The sequence below is a fragment of the Edaphobacter sp. genome (genome assembly GCF_035532915.1).
Lineage (GTDB): Bacteria > Acidobacteriota > Terriglobia > Terriglobales > Acidobacteriaceae > Edaphobacter.
The window spans coordinates 24,517-46,787 of sequence record NZ_DATKQC010000415.1; the positions used below are offsets into that span (position 1 = coordinate 24,517).

The 22,271-nt window shown below is 60.1% G+C and carries 20 protein-coding genes; 11 read left to right on the forward strand and 9 right to left on the reverse strand.

The features are described from left to right. Positions 1-4 precede the first annotated feature (4 nt). The 5 genes from VMU57_RS19395 (at position 5) to VMU57_RS19415 (ending at position 4,477) form a co-directional block, all read left to right on the forward strand. The gene (locus VMU57_RS19395; protein WP_325386424.1) at positions 5-1,246 is read left to right on the forward strand and encodes a vWA domain-containing protein; all 1,242 of its coding nucleotides are present in this window, start codon (positions 5-7) and stop codon (positions 1,244-1,246) included. A 31-nt stretch (positions 1,247-1,277) separates the two neighbouring features. Next, the gene (locus VMU57_RS19400) at positions 1,278-2,045 is read left to right on the forward strand and encodes a hypothetical protein (protein WP_325386426.1); all 768 of its coding nucleotides are present in this window, start codon (positions 1,278-1,280) and stop codon (positions 2,043-2,045) included. Beyond that, positions 2,042-2,272 carry a hypothetical protein gene (locus VMU57_RS19405; protein ID WP_325386428.1) on the forward strand — a complete coding sequence of 77 codons (231 nt, stop codon included), beginning with the start codon at positions 2,042-2,044 and terminating at the stop codon, positions 2,270-2,272. The genes VMU57_RS19400 and VMU57_RS19405 overlap by 4 nt, the downstream gene beginning before the upstream one ends. A gap of 81 nt (positions 2,273-2,353) precedes the next feature. Beyond that, positions 2,354-3,139 (forward strand): HugZ family protein, encoded by a 786-nt coding sequence (locus VMU57_RS19410; protein ID WP_325386430.1) that lies wholly within the window; start codon positions 2,354-2,356, stop codon positions 3,137-3,139. A gap of 9 nt (positions 3,140-3,148) precedes the next feature. Continuing rightward, positions 3,149-4,477: an MFS transporter gene (locus VMU57_RS19415; protein WP_325386432.1), complete on the forward strand. Its 1,329-nt coding sequence runs from the start codon at positions 3,149-3,151 to the stop codon at positions 4,475-4,477. Between the two features lie 3 nt (positions 4,478-4,480). Here VMU57_RS19415 and VMU57_RS19420 read toward each other — a convergent pair whose 3' ends face one another. Next, entirely contained in the window at positions 4,481-6,124 is a 1,644-nt protein-coding gene (locus tag VMU57_RS19420; RefSeq protein WP_325386434.1) for a hypothetical protein, read from the reverse strand. Positions 6,125-6,232: 108 nt separating this feature from the next. On the opposite strand from VMU57_RS19420, the gene VMU57_RS19425 reads away from it, so the two are divergent. Genes VMU57_RS19425 through VMU57_RS19435 form a run of 3 tightly spaced genes read left to right on the forward strand, consistent with a single transcriptional unit; the run spans position 6,233 to position 9,287 of the window. Then, positions 6,233-7,456 (forward strand): alkaline phosphatase family protein, encoded by a 1,224-nt coding sequence (locus VMU57_RS19425; RefSeq protein WP_325386435.1) that lies wholly within the window; start codon positions 6,233-6,235, stop codon positions 7,454-7,456. Positions 7,457-7,473: 17 nt separating this feature from the next. Further along, positions 7,474-7,884: a hypothetical protein gene (locus VMU57_RS19430; RefSeq protein WP_325386437.1), complete on the forward strand. Its 411-nt coding sequence runs from the start codon at positions 7,474-7,476 to the stop codon at positions 7,882-7,884. Beyond that, complete coding sequence (locus VMU57_RS19435) at positions 7,881-9,287, forward strand: hypothetical protein (RefSeq protein WP_325386439.1); 1,407 nt, start codon at positions 7,881-7,883, stop codon at positions 9,285-9,287. The genes VMU57_RS19430 and VMU57_RS19435 overlap by 4 nt, the downstream gene beginning before the upstream one ends. A 9-nt stretch (positions 9,288-9,296) precedes the next feature. Here the strand turns inward: VMU57_RS19435 and VMU57_RS19440 are convergent, their stop codons facing one another. The 8 genes from VMU57_RS19440 to VMU57_RS19475 all read right to left on the reverse strand — a co-directional run bounded on the left by VMU57_RS19440 (position 9,297) and on the right by VMU57_RS19475 (position 18,890). Then, positions 9,297-10,490 carry an acyltransferase family protein gene (locus VMU57_RS19440; RefSeq protein ID WP_325386441.1) on the reverse strand — a complete coding sequence of 398 codons (1,194 nt, stop codon included), beginning with the start codon at positions 10,488-10,490 and terminating at the stop codon, positions 9,297-9,299. Then, positions 10,487-12,628: an alpha-N-acetylglucosaminidase gene (locus VMU57_RS19445; protein ID WP_325386443.1), complete on the reverse strand. Its 2,142-nt coding sequence runs from the start codon at positions 12,626-12,628 to the stop codon at positions 10,487-10,489. Before VMU57_RS19445 ends, VMU57_RS19440 begins: the two co-directional genes overlap by 4 nt. 102 nt (positions 12,629-12,730) lie before the next feature. Next, positions 12,731-13,276 (reverse strand): NUDIX hydrolase, encoded by a 546-nt coding sequence (locus tag VMU57_RS19450; protein ID WP_325386445.1) that lies wholly within the window; start codon positions 13,274-13,276, stop codon positions 12,731-12,733. Between the two features lie 72 nt (positions 13,277-13,348). After that, on the reverse strand, positions 13,349-15,499 hold the full coding sequence (locus VMU57_RS19455) for a CocE/NonD family hydrolase (protein ID WP_325386447.1): 2,151 nt from the start codon (positions 15,497-15,499) through the stop codon (positions 13,349-13,351). Between the two features lie 99 nt (positions 15,500-15,598). After that, positions 15,599-15,820 carry a CDGSH iron-sulfur domain-containing protein gene (locus VMU57_RS19460; RefSeq protein ID WP_325386449.1) on the reverse strand — a complete coding sequence of 74 codons (222 nt, stop codon included), beginning with the start codon at positions 15,818-15,820 and terminating at the stop codon, positions 15,599-15,601. A gap of 78 nt (positions 15,821-15,898) precedes the next feature. Beyond that, the gene (locus tag VMU57_RS23210) at positions 15,899-16,159 is read right to left on the reverse strand and encodes a UBP-type zinc finger domain-containing protein (protein WP_414648690.1); all 261 of its coding nucleotides are present in this window, start codon (positions 16,157-16,159) and stop codon (positions 15,899-15,901) included. A 353-nt stretch (positions 16,160-16,512) separates the two neighbouring features. After that, positions 16,513-18,033 (reverse strand): sigma-54 dependent transcriptional regulator, encoded by a 1,521-nt coding sequence (locus VMU57_RS19470; RefSeq protein ID WP_325386453.1) that lies wholly within the window; start codon positions 18,031-18,033, stop codon positions 16,513-16,515. Positions 18,034-18,068: 35 nt separating this feature from the next. Beyond that, positions 18,069-18,890, reverse strand: a complete 822-nt coding sequence (locus tag VMU57_RS19475; RefSeq protein WP_325386455.1) for a HAMP domain-containing sensor histidine kinase — start codon at positions 18,888-18,890, stop codon at positions 18,069-18,071. A gap of 274 nt (positions 18,891-19,164) precedes the next feature. Here VMU57_RS19475 and rph point away from each other — a divergent pair, with 274 nt between their 5' ends. The 3 genes from rph to VMU57_RS19490 form a co-directional block, all read left to right on the forward strand. Then, positions 19,165-19,911 (forward strand): ribonuclease PH, encoded by a 747-nt coding sequence (rph, locus tag VMU57_RS19480; protein ID WP_325386457.1) that lies wholly within the window; start codon positions 19,165-19,167, stop codon positions 19,909-19,911. A gap of 204 nt (positions 19,912-20,115) precedes the next feature. After that, on the forward strand, positions 20,116-21,348 hold the full coding sequence (locus tag VMU57_RS19485) for a YncE family protein (RefSeq protein ID WP_325386459.1): 1,233 nt from the start codon (positions 20,116-20,118) through the stop codon (positions 21,346-21,348). A gap of 162 nt (positions 21,349-21,510) precedes the next feature. Beyond that, a partial coding sequence (locus VMU57_RS19490) for an acyltransferase (protein ID WP_325386460.1) occupies positions 21,511-22,271 on the forward strand: 761 nt, incomplete at its 3' end.

Below are 22,271 nucleotides of genomic sequence, written 5' to 3' on the forward strand. Positions count from 1 at the left end.
CCCTATGAAGCGCATCCGCTATACCAAGTTCACCGGCGACCTCTCCTCCAGCTTCGGGCTGGAAGATCTGATGCAGGCCCTCTCCGACTTCCTGCTCGATTCGGGATTCAACGATCCCTACTCGCAGTTTCAGGAGTTCAACGACCAGACCCTCGACAATCTGCGCGACGCCATCAAGCAGGCGCTCGAATCCGGCGAGCTCTTCGACGAAGAGGCACAGGAGAAATTCGACCAGCTCAATGCCGATCAGGTCGAGGAGTTAGTCGATCAGATCATCCAGAAGATGCAGGAGCAGAACTTCATCAACGCTGAGATGCCCGAACAGGGACAGGGCGAACAAGGCGAAGGTAACTCCCAGGCACGCTTCGAGGTCACCGACAAGTCGATGGACTTCCTCGGCTACAAAGCTCTTCGTGAACTCCTCGGTCCGCTCGGCAAATCCAATCTCGGCCGCCACGACACTCGCCACGAGGCCGCAGGCGTCGAGACCAACGGCAGCAGCAAGCTCTACGAGTTCGGCGACACGCTCAACCTCGATCTCACTGCAACACTCTCGAGCGTCTTCGCCCGCGAAGGCATTCGCACCGCCGTCGAAGGCGAAGAGAACACGCCCCTCAACATCGAGTACAGCGACCTCCACGTGCAGCAGGCCGACTACACCTCAAGCTGCGCCACCGTCGTTCTGCTCGACTGTTCGCACTCGATGATCCTCTACGGCGAAGATCGCTTCACGCCAGCCAAACGCGTCGCCATGGCGCTCGCTCATCTCATCCGTACCCAGTTCCCCGGCGACACGCTCAACATTGTCCTCTTTCACGACAGCGCCGAAGAGATTCCCATCTCGCAGCTCTCCCGCGTCAAGGTCGGCCCGCACTACACCAACACCCGCGAGGGCCTGCGCCTCGCCCAGCGCATCCTCGCCCGTCAAACCAAGGACATGAAGCAGATCGTCATGATCACCGACGGCAAGCCCAGCGCGCTTACTCTTGCCGACGGCCGCATCTACAAAAATGCCTTCGGCCTCGATCCTCTGGTCATCGAAGAGACACTGCAAGAGGTTAGCCGCTGCAAGCGCAGCAACATCATGATCAACACCTTCATGCTGGCCAGCGACTTTGCCCTCGTCCAGTTCGTTCAAAAAGTATCGGCCATGTGTCGTGGCAAAGCCTACTTCACCAGCCCCGAAAATCTCGGCAACTATCTCCTCATGGACTTCATGTCCCGCCGCATGAAGACTGTCCACTAACGCATCGAATAGCATTGAGTTTAGGAGATATATGGGCATCGGCTGGGCACACATGGGAACGTCGGTCGTCGCGTCCTTCCTCGCCTCGCTGGTCGAGTGCGTCGAAGCACTGACGGTCATCCTCGCCGTCGGCAGCGTCCGCGGCTGGCGCTCCGCATTGATCGGCGCTGCCACAGCCATCGCGGTGCTTCTCATTATCATCGCCGCACTCGGAGCCGCGCTCACTCGCATCCCGCTGCCCATCATCCAACTTGTTGTCGGCACGCTCCTGCTTCTCTTCGGCCTCCGCTGGCTGCGTAAGGCTGTCCTTCGCTCCGCCGGACTCATCGCTCTTCACGACGAGCAGGCTGCGTTTGCAAAGAACACAGAGACCATGCGCAACCTCGGCACCGGCCACACTGCATGGGACAAGGTCGCCTTCGCCGCCGCCTTCAACATCACCATGCTCGAAGGCACCGAGGTGGTCTTCATCGTCATTGCCATCGGAGCAGGTGGCACCGGAATGCTGCTCCCGGCAAGCCTGGGAGCCGTAGCCGCGCTGCTTGTTGTCATCGCCCTCGGCCTCATCCTGCACCGCCCACTCGCGCGTGTCCCTGAAAATACGCTCAAGTTCACGGTCGGCGTTCTTCTCTCGGCCTTCGGAACCTTCTGGGTCGGCGAAGGCATGCACCTCGCATGGCCCGCAGGCGACTGGTCGATCCTCATCCTCATCGCCGCCTACCTGGCCATCGCTCTGGTCATGGTGCCAATCTGCCGCGGCCAATCGCAGGCCCCTGCATTCAGCGAGAGGCAATCATGAACTGGATCAAAACCATCCTCCGCGAAATCTACGGCCTCTTCGTCGACGACGGCACCTTCGCCCTCGCCATCCTCATCTGGCTGAGCTTCATGCGCTGGACGGCCTCACATCTCCCGCTCTCCCCGGCAACATCAGCGATCATGCTCTTCGCTGGACTCGCTCTCATCCTCATCGAAAGCGCAGTTCGCTTTGCCCGGCGTAAGCGGCAGACCATCCGCAAAACATAGCGCCTTACAACAAGCGATACTCTAAATACAGAGTCCGAAATTTCAGTACGACGCTCAAACTTCGCAACAGGATCGGAGCCCATGTCCTCACGTCCGCAACACGCCTATACCGGCCCCGCCCTTCCTATCATCCCCGAGCCCACGCACGCCGAGCGCACCCGCACCCTCCTCCATCTCAACTCCCTCGCGACGCTCTCCACGCTCTCGCGCAAGCAGCCCGGCTTCCCTTTCGGCTCACTCATGCCTTACGCGTTCGATCCCACCGGCCGGCCGCTATTCCTCATCAGCAACATGGCAATGCATACGCAGAACATCAAAGCCGACCCGCGAGCCAGCCTCTTCGTCACCCAGCCCGCAGCCGACGGCGACCCCCTCGGCGCCGCGCGCGCCACGCTCATCGGCAACATCCTGCAGGTGCCCGAAGAAGACAGGCTCGCCGTCCGCGAACTCTACCTCGCGCGCCACGAGAACTCCCGCTACTGGGTCGACTTCGCCGACTTCTCCTTCTTCCGCATGGACGTCCTCGACCTCTACTACGTCGGCGGCTTCGGCGTCATGGGCTGGGTTACCGCGGACGATTACACCCGCGCCGCACCCGATCCGCTCAGCGCGGAGTCCGGCGGCATCCTCGCCCACATGAATGCCGACCATACCGACGCCATGATCCTTCTCGCACGTACCCACTCGCAGCTCGAAGCGATCGAGGCCAGCATGACCGCCGTCGATCGCCTCGGCTTTCACCTCCGCCTCAGGACGGCCGATGGCATGAAGGGAACCCGCATCAATTTCCCGAATGAGGTCCGCACGTCCACCGAAACCCGAACCGCTCTTGTAGAGATGGTCCGGCAAGCCCGCAAACACATCTAAGTTCCAGGCATGGCCAATTCGACCGAATCATCGACGAAATCCACCAGCCGCTACGCCCATGCGTGGCGAGCGCTGCGCCATCGCAACTATCGTCTCTACTTCACGGGCCAGAGCATCTCGCTCATCGGCACCTGGATGACGCGCATCGCCACCTCGTGGCTCGTCTATCGGCTTACCGGCTCGGCGCTGCTGCTGGGCTTCGTGGGCTTCGCCGGACAGATTCCCACTTTCCTGCTTGCGCCCTTCGCCGGTGTGCTCGTCGACCGCCTCAACCGGCGCAACCTCCTCGTCTGTACGCAGATTCTCGCGGGCGTGCAGTCGCTCGCCATGGCCGCGCTCACCCTCGCCAAAGTCATTACCATCCACGAGATCATCGCTCTCAGCGCCTTGCAGGGCCTCATCAACGCCTTCGATATGCCCGCCCGCCAGGCCTTCGTCATCCAGATGGTCGAAGACAAGCAGGACCTCGGCAACGCGATCGCGCTTACCTCTTCCATGGTCAACATGGCCCGGCTTATCGGTCCTGCACTCGCGGGAATCGTCATCGCGGCAGTCGGCGAAGGCTACTGTTTTGCCATCGACGGCTTCAGCTATATCGCCGTCGTCGTCTCACTGCTGATGATGACCATTCCGTGGGCTCCCATCCGGCAGGCCGCAGCGCCCATGCTCGAACAGCTCAAGGAAGGCTGGGCTTATGTCACCGGCTTCCATCCGATCCGCACCATCCTCACTCTGTTCGCGCTGCTCAGTCTCATGGGGATGCCCTTTGTCGTGCTCATGCCCATCTTCGCTTCGCAGGTACTGCATGGCGGTCCGCACACTCTTGGCTTCCTCATGGGAGCCTCCGGCATAGGAGCGCTCGTCTCCGCGCTATCGCTCGCTCTGCGCAAGACTGTCCGCGGCCTCACCACCATGATTCAGATCTCCGCCGCTGTCTTCGGTGCCGGGCTCATTCTCTTCGGCCTGTCCAGTAATCTTGTGCTCTCGCTTCTGCTCATGACGGTCGTCGGCTTCGGCATGATGCAGGGCATGGCCGCCAGCAACACTGTTATTCAGACGCTTGTGCCCGAAGATAAACGCGGCCGCGTCATGAGCTATTACACGATGGCCTTCGTCGGCATGGCGCCCTTCGGCAGCCTGCTCGCGGGTGCCCTCGCCCACCGCTTCGGCGCGCCTCACGCGATCATGATCACAGGGAGTTTCTGTCTCGCCGGGTCTCTATGGTTTACAACGCGGCTGAAATCCATTCGCACCATCATGCGGCCTATCTACATCGAAATGGGCATCATACAAAGCCCGCTGGGACCTGCGATGGAAGATCATGTTGGCAATAGCTAGCCGCTATGGATTACTACTCTTTTTATCTTTATGCCCAAAGTTCAATCCAAACTTCGGTGCTCCTTTGGTTCCGGTGATCTTGATGGGGACCTCGGTCCCGGCGCCATTCTTGCTGAAGAAAGGATCGACCGGCTTCAGCAGCCACGACTTCCACTTCGTAGCCACCATCTGGGACAGCTTCGCCTCGGTCCGCACCTTTCCGGTAAAGTCGAACTCCCGCCCATCCAGCGAGTACACGCCGCTCAACTGCACCGTTCCGCCCGGCAGCGTATAGAGCAGATTCGAGAAGCGCAGCCTTCTATCGCCCATCACAAACATTCCCTTCATCTGTGAATGAACGTCCGCTGCCCCCGGTTTGGCCGCCTTCGGATCTCCCTGCGCTCGCAGGCTCAGCATGTCCACCTTGTCCTCGACTTCAGGATTCGTGAAGTGAATCCGCTGTAGCGTAAATGCTCCCTGCAATCCCAGCTTCTTCGACACGCTCTCCTTGCCCGGACGAATATGAAGCCTCGCCTTTATCGACACCTGCCCCGTCATCACTGCCGGTTCTGTCTTCACCGCGAGCGTCAAAAAGTCTTGAATCTGCCCATTCGGAACGTTCACATCGAGGTCGATGATGTGCCCCTTGCCTTTCACATTCACAATTGCGCCGCTGCACGAAAACTCCGACCCACCCAGCTTTGCCTCCACCGGTTGCAGATAGGTGTCGCCGCTGGTCCCATCCACAATTGCGTGATACGCCGTGTGCAAAGGCATCGGATGGTTCGCCGTATCGATCGCAAAGTCTGGAGTCTCCGTAGTTCCCTCTACTTCAATGCGGTTAAGCTGGCCTTTGAAGTCTCCTACGGAAGAGAGCATTCCGCTGATGCCCTTGATCGTATTCAGGTCCGCATGATCGAAGGTATAGTGTCCAGTCACCGCCGAGTCTCCAGGGCTTTCCGTATTCCACGGGCCGAATGTCCCGACCGCGTGAATGTTGCCCTTCGGAACAGCGTTCACCAAGGTTGCGTCGTACTTCCAGGGATCATTCTGTCCCACATTGTGCATCACAATCTGCTTCAGTTCAAAGTCCTTTGGATCTTTATTCGGCTTGTTCGTTCCGATCACCAGCCGCGAGTCGTCAACGACGATTTCATCTACGACGATCTTGATCTTGCCCAGCTTTCGGTTCGGCCCCTGCGCCTGTTGCCTCATCTGGCGCGGTGGAATATTGATTGACATCCCCTTTACATGCACCGTTCCCACATGCGTCGGCTTCAAAAACAATCCGTGCAGCGGAACATGAAAAGAAAAGTGCCCCAACGAGATCAAGGGCTTCGTCGCTCCAGCGGCGACCACATCGTCCGGTGGATAAATCCGCAGCCCGTCGCCCGAGACCTCCAACCCGCTCAGCACCGATACTTGGAACTTGTCCAGTTCAACCCGGCTTTTGAACCGCGTGCTCAACGTCTCGACCACGCGCCCTTTCAGAATCGGGCCCGCGCGATGCAGCATGGCATCCGCCACCACCACCAGCACAATGACGGCAAGCAAGGCAGAGACAGCAATCCATCGCCACAATCCACGTTTGCGCTCAATCTTTCCGCTCTCGTTCACGCGCTTCTTCCCTCGTGCGCCAAAATCTTCAATCATCTTTTTCAGATGCAAAAATCCTGGCCTAAGTCTCAATGTTTGCCTTGCTGTCCGACGATTTTAGTAGACATTCCCTTCACGTTGCCCACATACTTAGCCTCACAAATCAGCGAGGACGCGGGAATGACTCCAGACAGATCAAAACCCGGAATCCAGCAACTAAAGCATGTCGTCGTTCTCATGATGGAGAACCGCTCCTTCGACCACATGCTCGGCGCCCTGAAGGCGCAATATCCATCCATCGACGGGCTAACCGGCAACGAGACCAATCCCGACACCACTGGCGCTCAGGCCGCCGTCCTGCCGCAGGCGGAATATCAGAGCCAGCTCGATCCCGATCCCAACCACCACTTCGCCGCTGTCAACCTGCAGATCTTCGGGGACCCCGCCAACGGTCCGCCGCTCCCGCCCACCATGCAGGGCTTCGTGCGCAGTTACTACACCCAGCAGCAGAACGTAGCCCACTCGCAAAAGATCCTCTACTACTTCACTCCCGACAAGCTGCCGGTCCTCACTACGCTTGCCACGGAATACGCCCTCTTCAATCGCTGGTTCGCCTCCATCCCCGGCCCCACCATCTGCAACCGTGCCTTCGCTCACTACGGCACCTCCTTCGGTCAGGTCAGCATGGACCTCTTCTACGTCGGCAAACAATACAAGAGCATCTACGACCGCCTGCTTGCCGCGAACCACACCGTCAAGCTCTTCTATTACGACCAGGCAAGCTCCACGATGGAGGTCGTCAACCTCCTTCAGAATGAGCCCAGCCTCTTCGGCACCTTCCCCGACTTCCTCCGCGCCTGCGATGACAACGCGCTCCCCGACTACTGCTTCATCGAGCCCAACTACACCGACCACGACGCACCCGACGGCAGCGGCGAAGCCATCGCCTGCGACCAGCATCCCGACCACGACGTTCGGGCCGGCGAACAGTTCATCGCTACCGTCTACAACAAGATCCGCAATAACCCCAAGCTCTGGCCCAACACCGCCATCCTCATCGTCTACGACGAGCACGGCGGCATCTACGACCACGTTCCACCACCCGCCTGCACGCCCGACGGCTTCGTCGCCCAGCCCGCAGACACCGGCACTCTCGACGCCTTCCACTTCGACCGCCTCGGGGTCCGCGTGCCTGCCATCCTCGTCTCTCCGTGGGTGCAAAAAGGGGCTGTCATTAACGATGTTTTCGAACATGCCTCGATCCCCGCCACTCTCACCGACTTTTTCATCGGCGCCTACGACGCTCGCTCACCCCGCGAGAAAGTGGCGAACACCTTCCTCGACCTCCTCTCGCTCGACACCATGCGCAGCGACGACGACTGCCCCAGCTTCCAACTCGAATAACCCACAGGAGCCGCACCATGGCCATCATTCGCGTTCCCGGGCCCCCTCCAGAAGCGTTCCGAAAGAATCGGCCGATCTCCGATCTGATCAAGTCGCAGATCAGGCACTTCCAGCATCTCGAGCAGAAGCTGCGGCTCGACCTGCCCACAAAGTTTTCACCTCACGACCTCACCACGGAAGACGCAGCGTCCCGGTACATCGCCGAGATGACCGCAGCACTGCGCGACCAGTCCGCAGCCGCACCGCAAACGACCGCTCCCATCCGCGTCCCTCGACCACAGAGACGCGACAATACGCCTGCCCTGAGAGCAATTCCAAAGCCGCTTCGCCAACCTCAGCAGATCGACCTCGCCGCCTCGGCCTCCGCAAAGAAACCCCGCACCAAAAAACGAGCTCCCGCGAACTCTGCGAAGAAGAAGAGACCATGACTGCGACTACGTGCTCACTTCTACTCTCCACGCTGATGCTCGCCGTGCCGCCCGCACATCCACAGTCTGGCAACGAGGGCCGTATCCACTCCGACTTCCGCCGCGAAGGCGAGCAGCTCCAGTCGTGCAAGACCTTCAACTTCGGCAGCCTCGCCAACTGCGCCGAAACTGTCGTCACCGGCCAGCCCATGCACATTGCCGTCGGCAGCCTCGCCCCGCAGAACGGCATCGCCGCAGGCGCAGCCTTCGTCGAGCACAAGGATTTCGCTAATGAGTGGCGTCTCAACTGGGACCTCGACGCCGTAGCCAGCGGCAACGGTTCCTGGCGCGCGGGTGCCTACCTGAAGGCCTTTCGCCAGCCCGGTGGAAAGATCATCGTAGTCTCGGGTCCCTCAAAAAGCACCAGTCCCCTCTACCGCACCGCTCCACTCTTCAATCTCTACGCCGAGACCACGTCGCTCAACCGTATTTACTTCTACGGCCTCGGCCCCAACACGCTCCCCGCCGATCGAAGCGTCTTCGGCCTTACGCAAACCATCGCAGGAGCCAGCGCCATTGTTCCCTTCGCTGGCAAAACCGGCATCTCGCTCGTCGGCGAACTAAACGGCCGCATTCCCCAGCTACGCGGCAACAACGGAGAGTCCAGCCCCTCCATCGCGCTTCTCTACAACGAGTCCACTGCCCCCGGCCTCACCAGTCAGCCCGGCTTTCTGCAAGCTGGTGAGGGCCTCCGCATTCGTCCCTCGCTCTTCCGCGACTCGCTCCGCCTTAACTATCTCCTCCAATTCCAGCAGTTCATCGCCGTGTCGGATTCACACTACTCCTTTCGCCGCTGGACGGCCGACTTCGGCCATGAGTTCCCGCTCTACCGCAACGTCCGTCTTACCGCAGCCAACGACCAAAACGGCCCCGACAGTTGCTCAACAAGCGCCACCACTACCGCCTGCCCCCACGTCTCACTTACGCAAAATCTCGAAGGCTCTATTGCCGTTCGCCTCTTCATGAGCGGCTCCATCGCCAACGCCGGAAGCGTCGTCCCCTTCTACTTCGATCCCACCATCGGCGGCTCCGATCTCAACGGCCAGCCCATCCTCGCCAGCTATCCCGACTACCGCTTCCGCGCACCCAACGTTCTGCTGCTGCGCGAAACGTTCGAGCACTCGCTCGGCAAACTACCGGCGGGCTTTCTCTTCTCCATCGACGAAGCCAAGGTAGGTATGAACCGCGACGATATTTCCTTCAACCATCTCCGCCACACCTTCACCGCAGGCCTCACCGTCCACGCTGGCGGCCTCCCCGTTGTCTCTTTGCTCTTCTCGTGGGGAGGCGGCGAGGGTCATCACACCACCGCCTCCATCAGCAACACACTGTTGGGAGCTTCGGCGCGACCGTCACTCTTCTGAAAGACCGGCTCAGATCTTGATGAAGATCTTTCGCCGAAACAGCAGATAAGTAGGCAGCCAGCAAAAAGCGACGAACCCAAGAGAGTACAGTAGCGAAGCAAACGCCGGATAAGGCACTGCGCTCAAAATTCCATTCGCGAGCCAATGCTGAAGATTCATGCCCGGCCGCACAAGGATGCTCCCAATCCCCCCGGCCAGCAGCTCTGAGAACACATACGCAGTAATCGCATTCGTTCCGAAGACCAGCAGCGGAGTAAACCACCCCGACCGCTTCGCCGCCTTCGTCTCTCCTTCTGTCCCTCCATCGAACATCCAGATCGAGAGCGCCAGCAGCAACAAGCTCAATCCCCCCGCGAACAGCACAAAGGAGCTTGTCCATAGCTTCTTATTGATCGGAAAGGAGAAGTTCCACGCCCATCCCAGCACCACGCAACTCACGCCCGCAATGGCAATGCCGCGCACCTTCTCGGTCAGCGCCCGCTGCGTCCGCAGCCAGATGCCCGTAAGCAATCCCATCAACGTCGTCGCCAGTGCGGGCAGCGTGCTCAGCAGCCCCTCGGGATCGCGCGTCCGCTCGTAAAGGTGCGAAGCCGCAAAGATATTGCGGTCGAGCCACGCTGCCAGATTGCGATCAGGATCGAGCAAAGGAACATCACGCCCTGGCGTCCCAAAGCCCGGCACGGGAACAAACCGCATCAACGCCCAGTAACCCACCAGCAGAGCTACCGCAAGCACCAGCTTGTTCTTCCACTTTGGATTGATTAAATAGAGCGTGGCCACAACGAAGTAACAGATCGCAATGCGCGGCAGCACGCCGTAGAACCGCAGCGTATGCCAGTGGAAGTGCGGAAAGCTGTTGACCAGCAGCCCCAGCAGAAACAAAATCACGGCACGCCGCAGCGTATGCAGGAACAGCGACTGCTTGCTATCCCCCCGCGCCAGACGCGACGCCGTAGAAAACACCGTCGAGACGCCGACCAGAAACAAAAATGTCGGAAAGACCAAATCCGTAGCAGTAAACCCGTTCCATAAAGAGTGCTCAAGCTCCCTGTACGCATCGCGGCTGCCATTATTGTTCACCAGAATCATGAAGCCGATGGTCAACCCGCGCAGCAGGTCGATCGACATCAACCGTCCCGGCTTCACCCGCGTCGTCGTCACCTCATCGCAGCCAACCAGCGCCGTCTTCGTCTCACTCGTCATTTCGATTCTCCTGGCGCCAGGTGAAGCTGTCGCGCAACTTCGAGCGCAGCAGCATAGCTATCGCCTTCCGGTGTAGCAGTATAGTGCGTGCGGCTATGGTTCCATCGGTCGCCAAACGCATACCAGTCAATCGGCGCCGGCAGCTGCCCCGTCGCCAACGACTTCGTCAGCGAGTCAAAGTATAACTTCCATCGCGGCATATAGTAATCGCTCGTCAACCCCGCCCAGTCCTTGTTGCCGTATTCATGCAGATGTCCAGCCTCGCTTGCGCTGCGATTTCCCCACGTCGTCAGAATCGAGCGCGCATCGTAGTTCAGCCGCTCGCTCTCCGCCGCTGATGAGGACCAAGGCGCAACATAGGAGAGCCACCGCCCGAGTAAAAAATCGCCATCGGTCCGCAGAAGATCATCCTGCAATTTCATATCTTGAAGCCACTCCGCCGTCAGCCTCGCAAACGCCGCCTTGTCCTTGGCCTCATAAGCAGCCTTAATCAGTGGCAGCAGCCTTCTGCTCTCGTTCGCCATCACCTGCCGCGCCACATCTACCACGTCATAGCAATACGTCTCACTGCTGCGAAGCGCAGGGGCAACCTCAAGCAGCTCCGTCAGCGCAGGTTGCAGATCGGCAGCCTCATACCGCAACACGTCCGGCCCCGGCGAGGACGCCCGTTTCGCCGTCAGCGAAGGCTGCGCGTTGAACAGTGAATCCTGCGAAGCATCGCGCTCGCCATGCTTCCGATTGCCGTCAGCACGATAGCCATAGGCCGTCTTCAGCAGTATCTGCCACGCCTTTTGCGCATGAGCATCCTCTCCGCCATAGCGGCGCTCCGCATAATCATTCGTCCATGCCGCAAGATCCACCGGATCAGCGTGCCACGCCATCTCCGTATAAAGATCGAAGGCATAAGGATTCGTGTCCAGGCCCTCGGTAAACAGCGCCGTACCCGCGATATGGCTACCCGGCCGCTTCGCCATCAGCGGAAACCGCACCGCATAGTCATACAGTGGAGCTCCCATCGTCGTACGTCCGCCAAACTCCCACAGCCCGCCATACAGCCACGCCGCACCGCCAAACTGGGCATCGCGGTTATCTCGCGGAATCCGTCCCTGCTCGATATCTGCAACCAGAATATGTTTGACGTCCACTCCGGCGATCAACTCCGGCGAAGGCGTGTTCTGCCACGCCATCAGCAGCCACAACGCATTCGGATGCGCGCGCTCCAGCGCCTCCTGCACCCGCTTCGCACCCCCGGCCACGGGAACGTCGCCGGCGCCCCCGCCCTCCTGAAAGATCTCCATGTCATAGATCGTCGTATCGCCATAGAGCTCCCGCTGATGCCGATAGAAGGACCCAGCCAGCTTGGCAAAGTGCGAGTCCCTGGGATCCAGCCAGCCCGGACGCGTAAAGCCGTTCCAATCGCCCTGGGTAATCACATGCGCACCCGGATTAGCCGCTGCAAAATCCGCTGGAACTATCCCGTAGTACCCCGGCAGCACCGGCGTAATCCCCAGCCGCCGCAGGCTCGCGATCAGCTCCTTTGCCGACTCCGCTCGCTTCTTCAGCAGCTCCATCGAGATCGGCTCGTCGAAGCAACACATGTTCCCCATCAACTGCCAGTTCTGGTGCGCAGGCTGCGTAATCCATCGCCGAATCGCCTCGTCCGAATACCCTGCGTCGCGAAACGTCTGGTAAAGCACAAGGTCCGTTCCCCGCTCAATCAGCACGGCGTTCGTCCCGCTCATCGCCAGAACATCGATCTCGTGCTGCCATCGCTTGAAACTCCAATAAGGCGCCGAGTAGCCATCGACATTCTCATTCAGCGCATAGCGCCACGGATAAAGTGCAGGCCGCTCAATCGGCGCAGCAGGCGCAGGCAGCTTCAACCCAGCCTTTCCAAGCTGAAGCCCGTTGGTGGAAACCTGAAGATGAGCAACGTACTTCAGATACCAGTTCACGCCGAACAACAGCGTAGGCGTTGTCCCGGCCTCCACTCGGATATGGCCAGTCGTTCCTGTAATGCGAAAGTAATCTTTGTGGTCAATCCGTGGAGTCAGCGCCAGTTGGAACTGCGGAGCAAGCTGAGGCATCAGCCGCTGCAGCACACCCTCCGCAGGAGCCGTCGCAGGCTGCGCTTGCACCAAGGCACTCGAAAGAAGAAAAAGTACAACCGAACAGGAAAGAAGCCGCTTCCAAAGCATGGCTCCAATGTATCGACAAATCCAAGTTAGCGCTAACGATTTCTACTGCCGCTCCCGCCACACCTTGTAAAGCCCCCACGCCGCCACCGAGCAGTTGTCCACAATCACACCGCCCAGCAACATCCGCTCAAAATCGCCGACGCTCACCCGACGCACCACAAGGTCGTGCTCCTCCACATCCGGCTCGGCCTCGCCCATCGTCAGCCCTTCGGCCAGAAATACATGCTGCTGCTGATTCATGACCCCATAGGCGATCTGCAACGTAGCAAGATGAGTCATCCTCGCAGCCGTCAGCCCGGTCTCCTCGCGCAGCTCTCCCCTCGCCATCTCCTCCGCGTCCACCTCCGCCAACTCCCAGCCACCCTGCGGAAACTCGAGGTGCCGCGCGCCCACCGTATAGCGAAACTGTTCGATCAGGTAGACGAACGCGCCCTCCGCCGTCACCTCCAGCGGAATGATGATCGCAGCCGGGTCTTTATCCACGACTCCATAGATTCCCCGCTGCCCATCCGTCCGCTCAATCACGTCCTCGCGCACCCGCGTCCAACGGTTCCGATAAACCTCCCGGCTGCTGATCGTCCGAATCATGCCAGTCTCCCAAGCGTCGGTTTCAAGCCCACCTCTCCAAACCAATGACTACAAAGATAGAGACAAATACCTTTACTGTGCGACCGAAATCTCCAGGTGCGACGGATACTGCGTCGAACCATAGATGGTCTCCGTTTCAGCCTTGTAAGCCTTCTTCGGCGCGGTCATGATATTCGGCACGAACGTCTGCGGATTTCGGTCATACAGCGGAAACCAGCTCGACTGCACCTCGACCATAATTCTGTGCCCCTTCAGAAAAGTATGGTCCACCCCGTGGAGGCTCCATTTGAACTCCGTCACCTTCCCCGGAACCAGCGCCTGCGGCTTCTCAAAACTTTTGGCGTAGCGCCCTCTGAAGATCTCGTCCGCGATCATCAACTGATAGCCACCCATCCCCTCAGCCCCATCCTCCGGATAGACATCGATCAGCTTTACCACCCAATCGGCATCACTGCCCGTGGTGGCCGCAAACAAATCCGCCATAACGTCCCCCGTCACCGTCACGTCATGATCGAGCACCGGGGTAGAAAAATTAGCCAGGTCGTTCCGATCGCTGACAAAACGCTGATCTTCCACCAGCCAAGTCCGCCACTTCGAGCCGTTGCCATAGGTCGCCTGAATCGGCCGGTGCCGGTAAGGAATCGGGTTCGCCGGATCAGAGACATAACTCGCCGCCACGCCGCCGCCCGTCGGAGCCGTAAAACTCAGCCCACCGCCATCATTCAGATAAAGTTTCTCTGCTCTGAATCCAACCTTCGGCGGCCACGCATCATAGCGCTTCCACTGATTCACACCCGTCCGAAAGCTGTCCGTATCCCGCAGGTCAAAACCAGCTCTGTCCTTCAAATATTTCTCGAAGAATGGAGCTTCGATCTGCTTCCGATACTGGTCCCCGGTAGCCGCGCCAAAGTCCAGCGGCCCCAGGTGCCGCGTCGTCCACGACCAGCCACCGTGGTTCCACGGCCCCAGCACCAGAAAAACCTCATGCTTGCTGTCGTGCGGCTCCAGCGCGGCATACTCGGCCTGCGTTCCCCACATATCTTCCTGATCCCACCAGCCGCCAACCTCCAACGTAGGCACCTCTACCTTGGTCAAATGCGGCTGCACCGCCATGTCTCGCCAGAACTTCGTATACGAAGGCTGCGTCAGAAACGCCTTTGCCGTAGGCAGCTTGCTCATGTGAGCTTCCTTAGCCGCGCCAGCGAAGTTCACATGCTGCAAAAAGAAATCGTAGGTGTCTCCAGTGCTCTCGACGGTCTTGGTTGTCTTCTGTTTTTCCAGCTCCTGCACATAGTCGAATCCATACGTCTCGCGAAACGCCCCATTGTGAAAGAAGTCATCGCCCATCCAGACATCGGTCATCGGAGCCTGCGGCGAGATCGCTTTCACCGCCGGATGCGCATCGATCCCCGCCATCATCGCCAGAAATCCCGGATAGGAGACCCCCATCACACCCACGCGCCCGTTATTGTTGGGGATATTCTTCAGCAGCCAGTCAATGGTGTCCCGCGTATCGGTGGTCTCGTCCACATCTTTTTTCGTTAAATGCGCGACGATGGGCCGGTTCATCACGAACTGACCCTCCGACTCGTACCGCCCGCGAATGTCGCAAAACACGAAGATGTATCCGCTCGCGGCCAGCTCAGGCTTGCTGCTGTTCACGCTGTCCGAGCTGTTATCGTCGGTGCCATAGGGCGTCCGCTGCATCATAAACGGCAGCGGCGCTCCACTCGTCTCCGAGCCCACTGGCCGCAGGATCACCGCATGAAGCTTCACCCCATCGCGCATCGGCATCATCACCACGCTGCGCGTATAAGCAAGCGCATGGTTCAGCCGAACTCCTGCGTCGCTGAAGCGCTGCAGCTCCCACGAAGCATTGGGGCCGTACATCATCTTTACGCCTGTCACCTTGCCGCCGGCATCGCGCAGAAATTCCGTCCGCAACAACGACCCCGGCGCGACGAAGCGGTCTCCACCTTCGGGGCGCAGCTCTGCCCGCGCCTTTCGTTCACTCTCGATATATAACGTGTCGCCCTCACGGTACACAGAATCCACTGCATCCGGCTCTTCAGCCCCGTGATACTGCCCCACATACTGGTCCAGCGCGCTCGCGCTCAACGTGACCGTAACTGGATCAGTGGATCTCTGCCCCGCCCACGCCGCAGCCGAAGACGCCAGCACCAACCCGCAAAGTGTCACGGCAAACCATCGGCGAACGCGCATCAAAACCCTACCTCAAAATAAAATCAGTATCCGGAAATACGAATCGACCGCGCATGGCACGGCCGATTCGTATCTTTATCCCGGGCATAAAACCCCATGCTAGGTAAGCAGCGCTGGGCTGGCCGAGCACTGAAAGCCCACCTTGTTGTGCGATCCATCGCAGAATGGCCGCTTCTCGCTCGCCCCGCAGCGGCAAAGCGAAACCGCCGGCTTGCCCGTCAGGTCCCACTCCTTGCCATCGGCATCGGTCAACACAATATGGCCTTCCACCCGCAACGGGCCGTTAGGACGAACGGTAATCTTTACAGCTTCTTCTGACATTTTCTGAGTACTCACTCTCTTTCAAAGGGTGAGCCCAGCATAGCAAACCCGGCACAAGGCCGGAAAACCTTCGTCGAATCAAACGACATTCACTTCGATCTCATCCACATAGCACCAGCCCCAGTCTTCTCCCGGCTCCACCGATCGCATGATCGGATGCCTGGTCGCGTGGAAGTGCGCCGTCGCATGGCGGTTTGGAGACGAGTCGCAGCACGCGACATGTCCGCAGATCATGCACATCCGCAGATGCACCCACTGGCCGCCGATCTTCAAACAATCCTCACAGCCCTTCGACGAAGGCTTCACCTTCTGAATCTCTTTTAGATGCGTACACCGCATAATCGCTCTCCTCCCAAACACCTTCTGACAATCTACCTCACCCCATTCCATTCCATCCGAATCAATACATGCCAGGAATAAGCGCTTGGTCATCCTGCTGTAGACGGCATACTCCTCGCCAAAGGCCGAGCACAAAGCAGCCTCTTCCACATGAATGCGATAAAGCAGCGCGGCGGTCGTCAGGACCAGCATCACGGCGAACCCTGCCCAGTTGCGTGTGTGCAGCGCTTCCGCAAACAGAATGAAGGTCAGACCCGCCAGGCGAACCCAATGCGACTTAAGAACAATCGCCTGAGAATGCGTCTCGCCAACACAATCCGAACCTACACGCTCATCATCAGACCACCTCTCCCCTAAGCTTCGGCGATCCCATACTCCTTCAGCTTCCGATAAAGCGTCGTCTTGCCAATCCCCAGCAGCCGCGCCGCCATCAGCTTGTCACCATCCAACTGCCGCAGCGTATCCATAATGGCCTTCTTCTCCAACTCCGCAATCGAGACGATCCCGGCCTTCGGCGCAGCCCGTTCGCTCTCTTGTTCATCGCCGTCGCCTACGGCTGGATTCACACCGCCGCGCTGCATCCTGAAGTCCTGCAACTGCGTTGGCAGATCGCCCATGTGCAGTACCGGTCCCGACGACAAAGCGCACGCCCGTTCGATCGCGTTTTCCAGCTCGCGCACATTGCCCGGCCAGTCATACTCGGTCATCATCCGCAGCGTATCGTCGGAGAAAACCCGCTCCACCCCCGTCTCCTTCTGCATCTTCGCCAGAAAGTGCATCGCCAGGGGAGCGATGTCCTCGCGCCGGTTGCGCAGCGGAGGAATCCGTAGATTCACCACGTTCAGCCGGAAGTATAGGTCCTTGCGAAACCGTCCCTGCTCCACCATCGTCGCCAGGTCGCGGTTCGTCGCGGCCAGCACCCGCGCCGAGATCGGCCGCGCCTGCGTCGCGCCCACCGGACGCACCTCTTTCTCCTGCAACGCCCGCAACAGCTTCGACTGCATATCAAGCGGAAGCTCGCCAATCTCATCCAGAAAGACCGTTCCGCCGTCCGCCGAGGCCAGCAAGCCTTCCTTGGCCCGGTCAGCCCCGGTAAACGCGCCCTTCACATGCCCGAACAGCTCACTCTCGATCAGCGTCGGCACCAGCGAGCCGCAATCCACCGCGATAAACGGCTTCGCCGCATTGGTCCCGTTGTAGTGGATCGACCGCGCCACCAGCTCTTTACCCGTCCCGCTCTCGCCCAGGATCAGCACCGGGTGCGTCGAGAAAGCCACCTTTGACAGAATCCTGTACAGCTTCTCCATCTCGGGCGACTGACCCACCAGCCCGCCCATGCCCTGCTGCGTCCGCAGCCGCTCCCGCAACTGGCGGCTCTGCACGTCCATGTGGTGCCGTTGTCCGGCACGCTCCAGCACCAGCGTCAAATCTTCCAGCGCAAACGGCTTGGTCAGATAGTCGCCCGCTCCAATCCGCATCGCCTCCACCGCCGACGACACCGTTGCGAACGCCGTCATCACCACCACCGCCGTCTCCGGATGCAGCATCTTCACCTGCTCCAGCAGGGCCATCCCGCCGCCGCCCGGCAGCTTCAGGTCCAGCAGGATCAGGTCGATCTGATGGTCTTTGAGGATCGCCTGCGCCGCCGTCGCATTGCCCGCGCCAACCACGACGCAGCCCAGCCGGCTGGCTATCTCGCAACAGGCCTTACGTACCGCTTCGTCGTCATCGACGACCATCACATGCAGCAGCTCCATGTGCCCGGCCGAACGGTCCTTCTTTACCTCTTCGGCAACCGCCGCTCCGCCCAGCGGAGTCAACCCGATCAGCACGCCCGTCGGAACTTCTTCGTCCCATCCAATCACTCCAGCCATCCAATCCTCCTCTGCCTACTCCAGTTTGAAATTCGTCAACACGCCACGGCATCCTGCTCGCCGCAGTCCACTTCAATCTCAACTTCAACCTCGGCTTGAGCCGAGTACCACTCGACCGAAATGCTCGTTCCCACTCCAACCTCGCTGTGCATGTTCAGGCAACCGCCCGACATCGCCACCAGCTCCCGCACCACGCAGAAGCCGATTCCCCTGCCGCGGGCCGATGAGATACCCCCAGCCCGCATCAGCCTGCCAACCGCCGCTGCGCTCATGCCGCAGCCCTGGTCCTGAACCGTCATCACCACGCGTCGCCGACCGGCATCGAGCGCACCTTCTACCGACACCGCGATGCTCTCGCCTCCAACCATCGCCTCCGCCGCATTCTTCACCAGGTTGGTCAAAATTCGCTCCGCTGCCTCCGCCCGCACGTTGACCAACTCATAGGCTCCGGCACCATACGAGACCTCGATCGGCCGCCCCGCGACCCGGCTCAATACCCCGCGACACCGCTCCACCAAGTCCGGCAGTATCACACCTTCGCTCTCTGCCGTTTCCCGCTCTCCGCGCGCATGGTTTACCAGGCGGTTGATCATCGCCCAGCTCCGGTCACTCAGCAGCCGCAGCTCCCCCGCAAACTCCCGGTACTCCTCATGCAGCACTCCCGGCATCGCCAGCAGCTCCGAATAGAGCGTCAGCGCGCCCAGCAGATTTCCTGCATCGTGCGCAAGGCCTGCCCCCTCGGCGATCCCGCCCTCGCCGCATCGAAGCGCCCTGAAATTCTGTCCCTGATCAACCAATCCTGAGGCACTCCTGCTCTCTATTGCCTGCATGTCGTAGCTCCAAATTCGCTCACTCACCAGAGCGGATGCACTTTCGTAATCATTTCAAGTGCCAAACTGGAACTCATTCTCTAAGTGATTGCTTAGAAAGCAGAACTATACTCCATCCCTCGGTAATCACAATCAAAATTCCCGAATCAGAACCCGCGCTACCCCTACCTCATAGGATATTTCAAAATACTCAGCATAATTTCCCATTTTGACTATTCTCCCAAACCGGAACGCCTTCCCATTCCGGGACAAAAGCACCTAAACTTTAGTAATCAAAGCGCTTCGCAACTATAATCCCACCATGCCCCAAATCCCTTCGCAACTCTTCAGGCCCGACCATCGCGCCGCCAACGCTCTCCGTCCCACCCGCCTCACCCCCGGCTTCATCGTCATGCCCGAGGGCTCGGTCCTCATCGAGACAGGAAACACCCGCGTCCTCTGCAACGCCTCCATCGAGCAGGGCGTCCCCGGCTGGCTGCGCAACTCCGGCCGCGGCTGGGTCACGGCAGAGTACGGTATGCTCCCCCGGGCCACCCTCACCCGTACAGCCCGCGAGTCCGAACGCGGCAAGATCGGCGGCCGCACCCACGAGATCCAGCGCCTCATCGGGCGTTCCTTAAGAAGCGTAGTAGACATGAAGGCCCTCGGCGAGCGCACCATCATCCTCGACTGCGACGTCCTCCAGGCCGACGGCGGAACCCGCACCGCAGCCATCACCGGGGCCTGCGTCGCCCTGGCCATCGCCCTCAACAAGCTCGTCGCCGCGGGAACCCTCAAGGCTTCCCCCCTGCGCCAGATGCTCGCCGCCACCTCAGTCGGCATCGTCGACGGCCACGTCCTGCTCGACCTCTGCTACGAAGAGGACTCGCGCGCCGAAGTCGATATGAACGTCGTCATGCTCGCCGACGGCGGCCTCATCGAGACTCAGGCCACGGCGGAAAAGAACTCCTACTCCCGCCAGCAGCTCAACCAGATGCTCGACTACGCCGAAAAGGGCATCCGCGACCTGCTCGCAGCCCAGAGCGCCATCCTCGAAGCCACAACATAAAACTCGACCGCGGATCAACGCGGACCACCACGGATCAAACAAAGACTGGCCCTTAAAATCCGTGTTCCTCCGTGTTCCTCCGTGGTCGCTCATCGTTTTTAGATCGGTGTTCATCGGTGCAAATCGGTGCTAAGTCTCTCCCGTCCCCCGCACGTCATCCCAAACCCCTTGCTCCCGCCAATCCACCCCGATAGACTCGCAACAGTGCCAACCCCCCGCCGTTTCCTGCTCCCATCCCGCTCTCTCTCCGCTGCCGCTGCCCTGGCGCTGCTCGCCGCCTGCTCCGGCTGTCGCCGCAACAGCTTTCCCGACGTCCCCGCCGGATACCACGAGTTCGCCTACGTCAGCAACGGCGGCTCCAACACCGTCTCCGTGCTCGACCTCGTCTATCTCCGTCAGGACCGCACTCTCCGCGTCGGCGACGACCCCACCGGCCTCGCTGTGAATCCTGTCCGCAACGAGGTCTACGTCGTCAACACCAAGTCCGACAGCGTCTCGGTCATCGACGCCGAGACCAACAACGTCGTCGCCACCATCCCCGTCCATCACCGGCCTTACGCCATCAGTGTCGACGGCACTGGCCACCGCGCGTACGTCGCCAACTCCGGCTCCAACACCGTCTCCGTCATCGACCTCGACCACCGCCGCGAGATCGCCCTGGCCGGCACCGGCGAGCAGCCCGGCCTCGCCCGCATCTCGCCCGACAACCGCACCCTCGTCGTCACCAATCGCGGCAGCGGCAGCATCTCTCTCTACGACGTGGCCCCTTACGAAGCATCCCCTTCGGACCCCACCCACATCCTGCACTTCCGCGCCACCTTCGACGGTTGCCCCGGAGCCACCGACGCTGTCATTCTCCCCGACTCCTCCAAGGCCTTCGTCGCCTGTTCCGGCGGCCATCAGGTCATGGCCGTCAGCCTCGCCGCCGACCCCAACTCCTGGAACGCGAAGCAGAACCCATCCCTTCTGACCGATCACATCCTCACCCTGCTCGACGTCGGCAAGACCCCCGTCAACCTCGCCATGAAGCCCGACGGCGGCGAGATCTTCGTCTCCAACTTCGACTCCGACAGCATCTCCGAGATCGACACCTGGAACAACCAGGTTGGTTGGACCCAGGCCATCGGCAACAAGCCCACCCACGGTATCGTCAGCCGCGACAACAGCTCGCTCTGGGTCTCGAACTTCGGCGCTGACTCGCTTAGCCTCTACAGCATCGACGACGGCCGCGTCTCCAACAGCGTCCACACCGGCTCCGAGCCCGACGCCCTCGCCTTCTCCGCCGACGAGCATCTTCTCCTCGCCGCCGACGCCCACTCCGGCGACGTCTCCGTCATCCGCACCCAGGACAAGACCGGCCCCACGCTCTTCACCATCCTGCCCGCAGGAAGCTCTCCCAACGCCATCGTCACCAAGGCCTTCAAACTAAAGTCCTGAACTCCTATCCTTTCACCCTTCGCGATGCGGAGGACCTGCTTTTGCTTCGCCTCTCTCTTCGCGGTGATAGTCTCGATTCCATCCATCTTGCCCTCAAAATCAGCGCTGACTACTTCGCAATTATCGCTACGGCAAATCGCAGGAAAGGTTTACCCGCGCACGATGACCCTCAAACGCTACTATCGCCCTGAACTCGATGTACTCCGCTTCTTGGCCTTCATGATCGTCTTCATCGTCCATCGGATGGACTTCATTCCTATCGACCCGGCGCAGCACTATTGGCTCTACAATATCTGCCTACTCGGCGACCTGGGTGTTCCTGTCTTCTTCCTGCTCAGCGCCTTCCTCATCACCGAACTTCTCTTCCGCGAGAGCGACGAAACTGGCACCATCCAACTCAAGGCGTTCTATATGCGCCGCATCCTGCGCATCTGGCCCTTGTACTTCCTGGTGTTCTACGGCTTGGTCGTCCTCACACAGTTTGTTCCATGGGCAGGCGCCAAGGATCCTGCCTCGTGGCTCGCCTTCACCTTTTTTGCCGGCAACTGGTGGATCTGCCTGCATGGTTGGGTTCCCGCCTATCCCGTGAATCCCCTCTGGAGCATCTCCGTCGAAGAGCAGTTCTATATCGCCATCCCTATCATCGCCCTCTTAGGTCGGCGCCTCGGCGTGAAGACGATCTCGCTGTTCCTCATTGCCGTCTCGTATGTAGCTGTCGTCGTCTACGCCATGCATCCGACGAATGGCTTCAGCAGCCAGTGGACGAACAGCTTCGTACAGTTCCAGTTCTTCGCCGCTGGAACGCTGCTCTCGATCTATCTCAAAGGCCGCGTCCCGCAGTGGCATCCCGCTCTGCGCCTCGTCGTCGCGCTGGCCGGCATTGGCTGCTGGCTGGTCGCGTCCATAGCCTTTGGAGTCCAGGC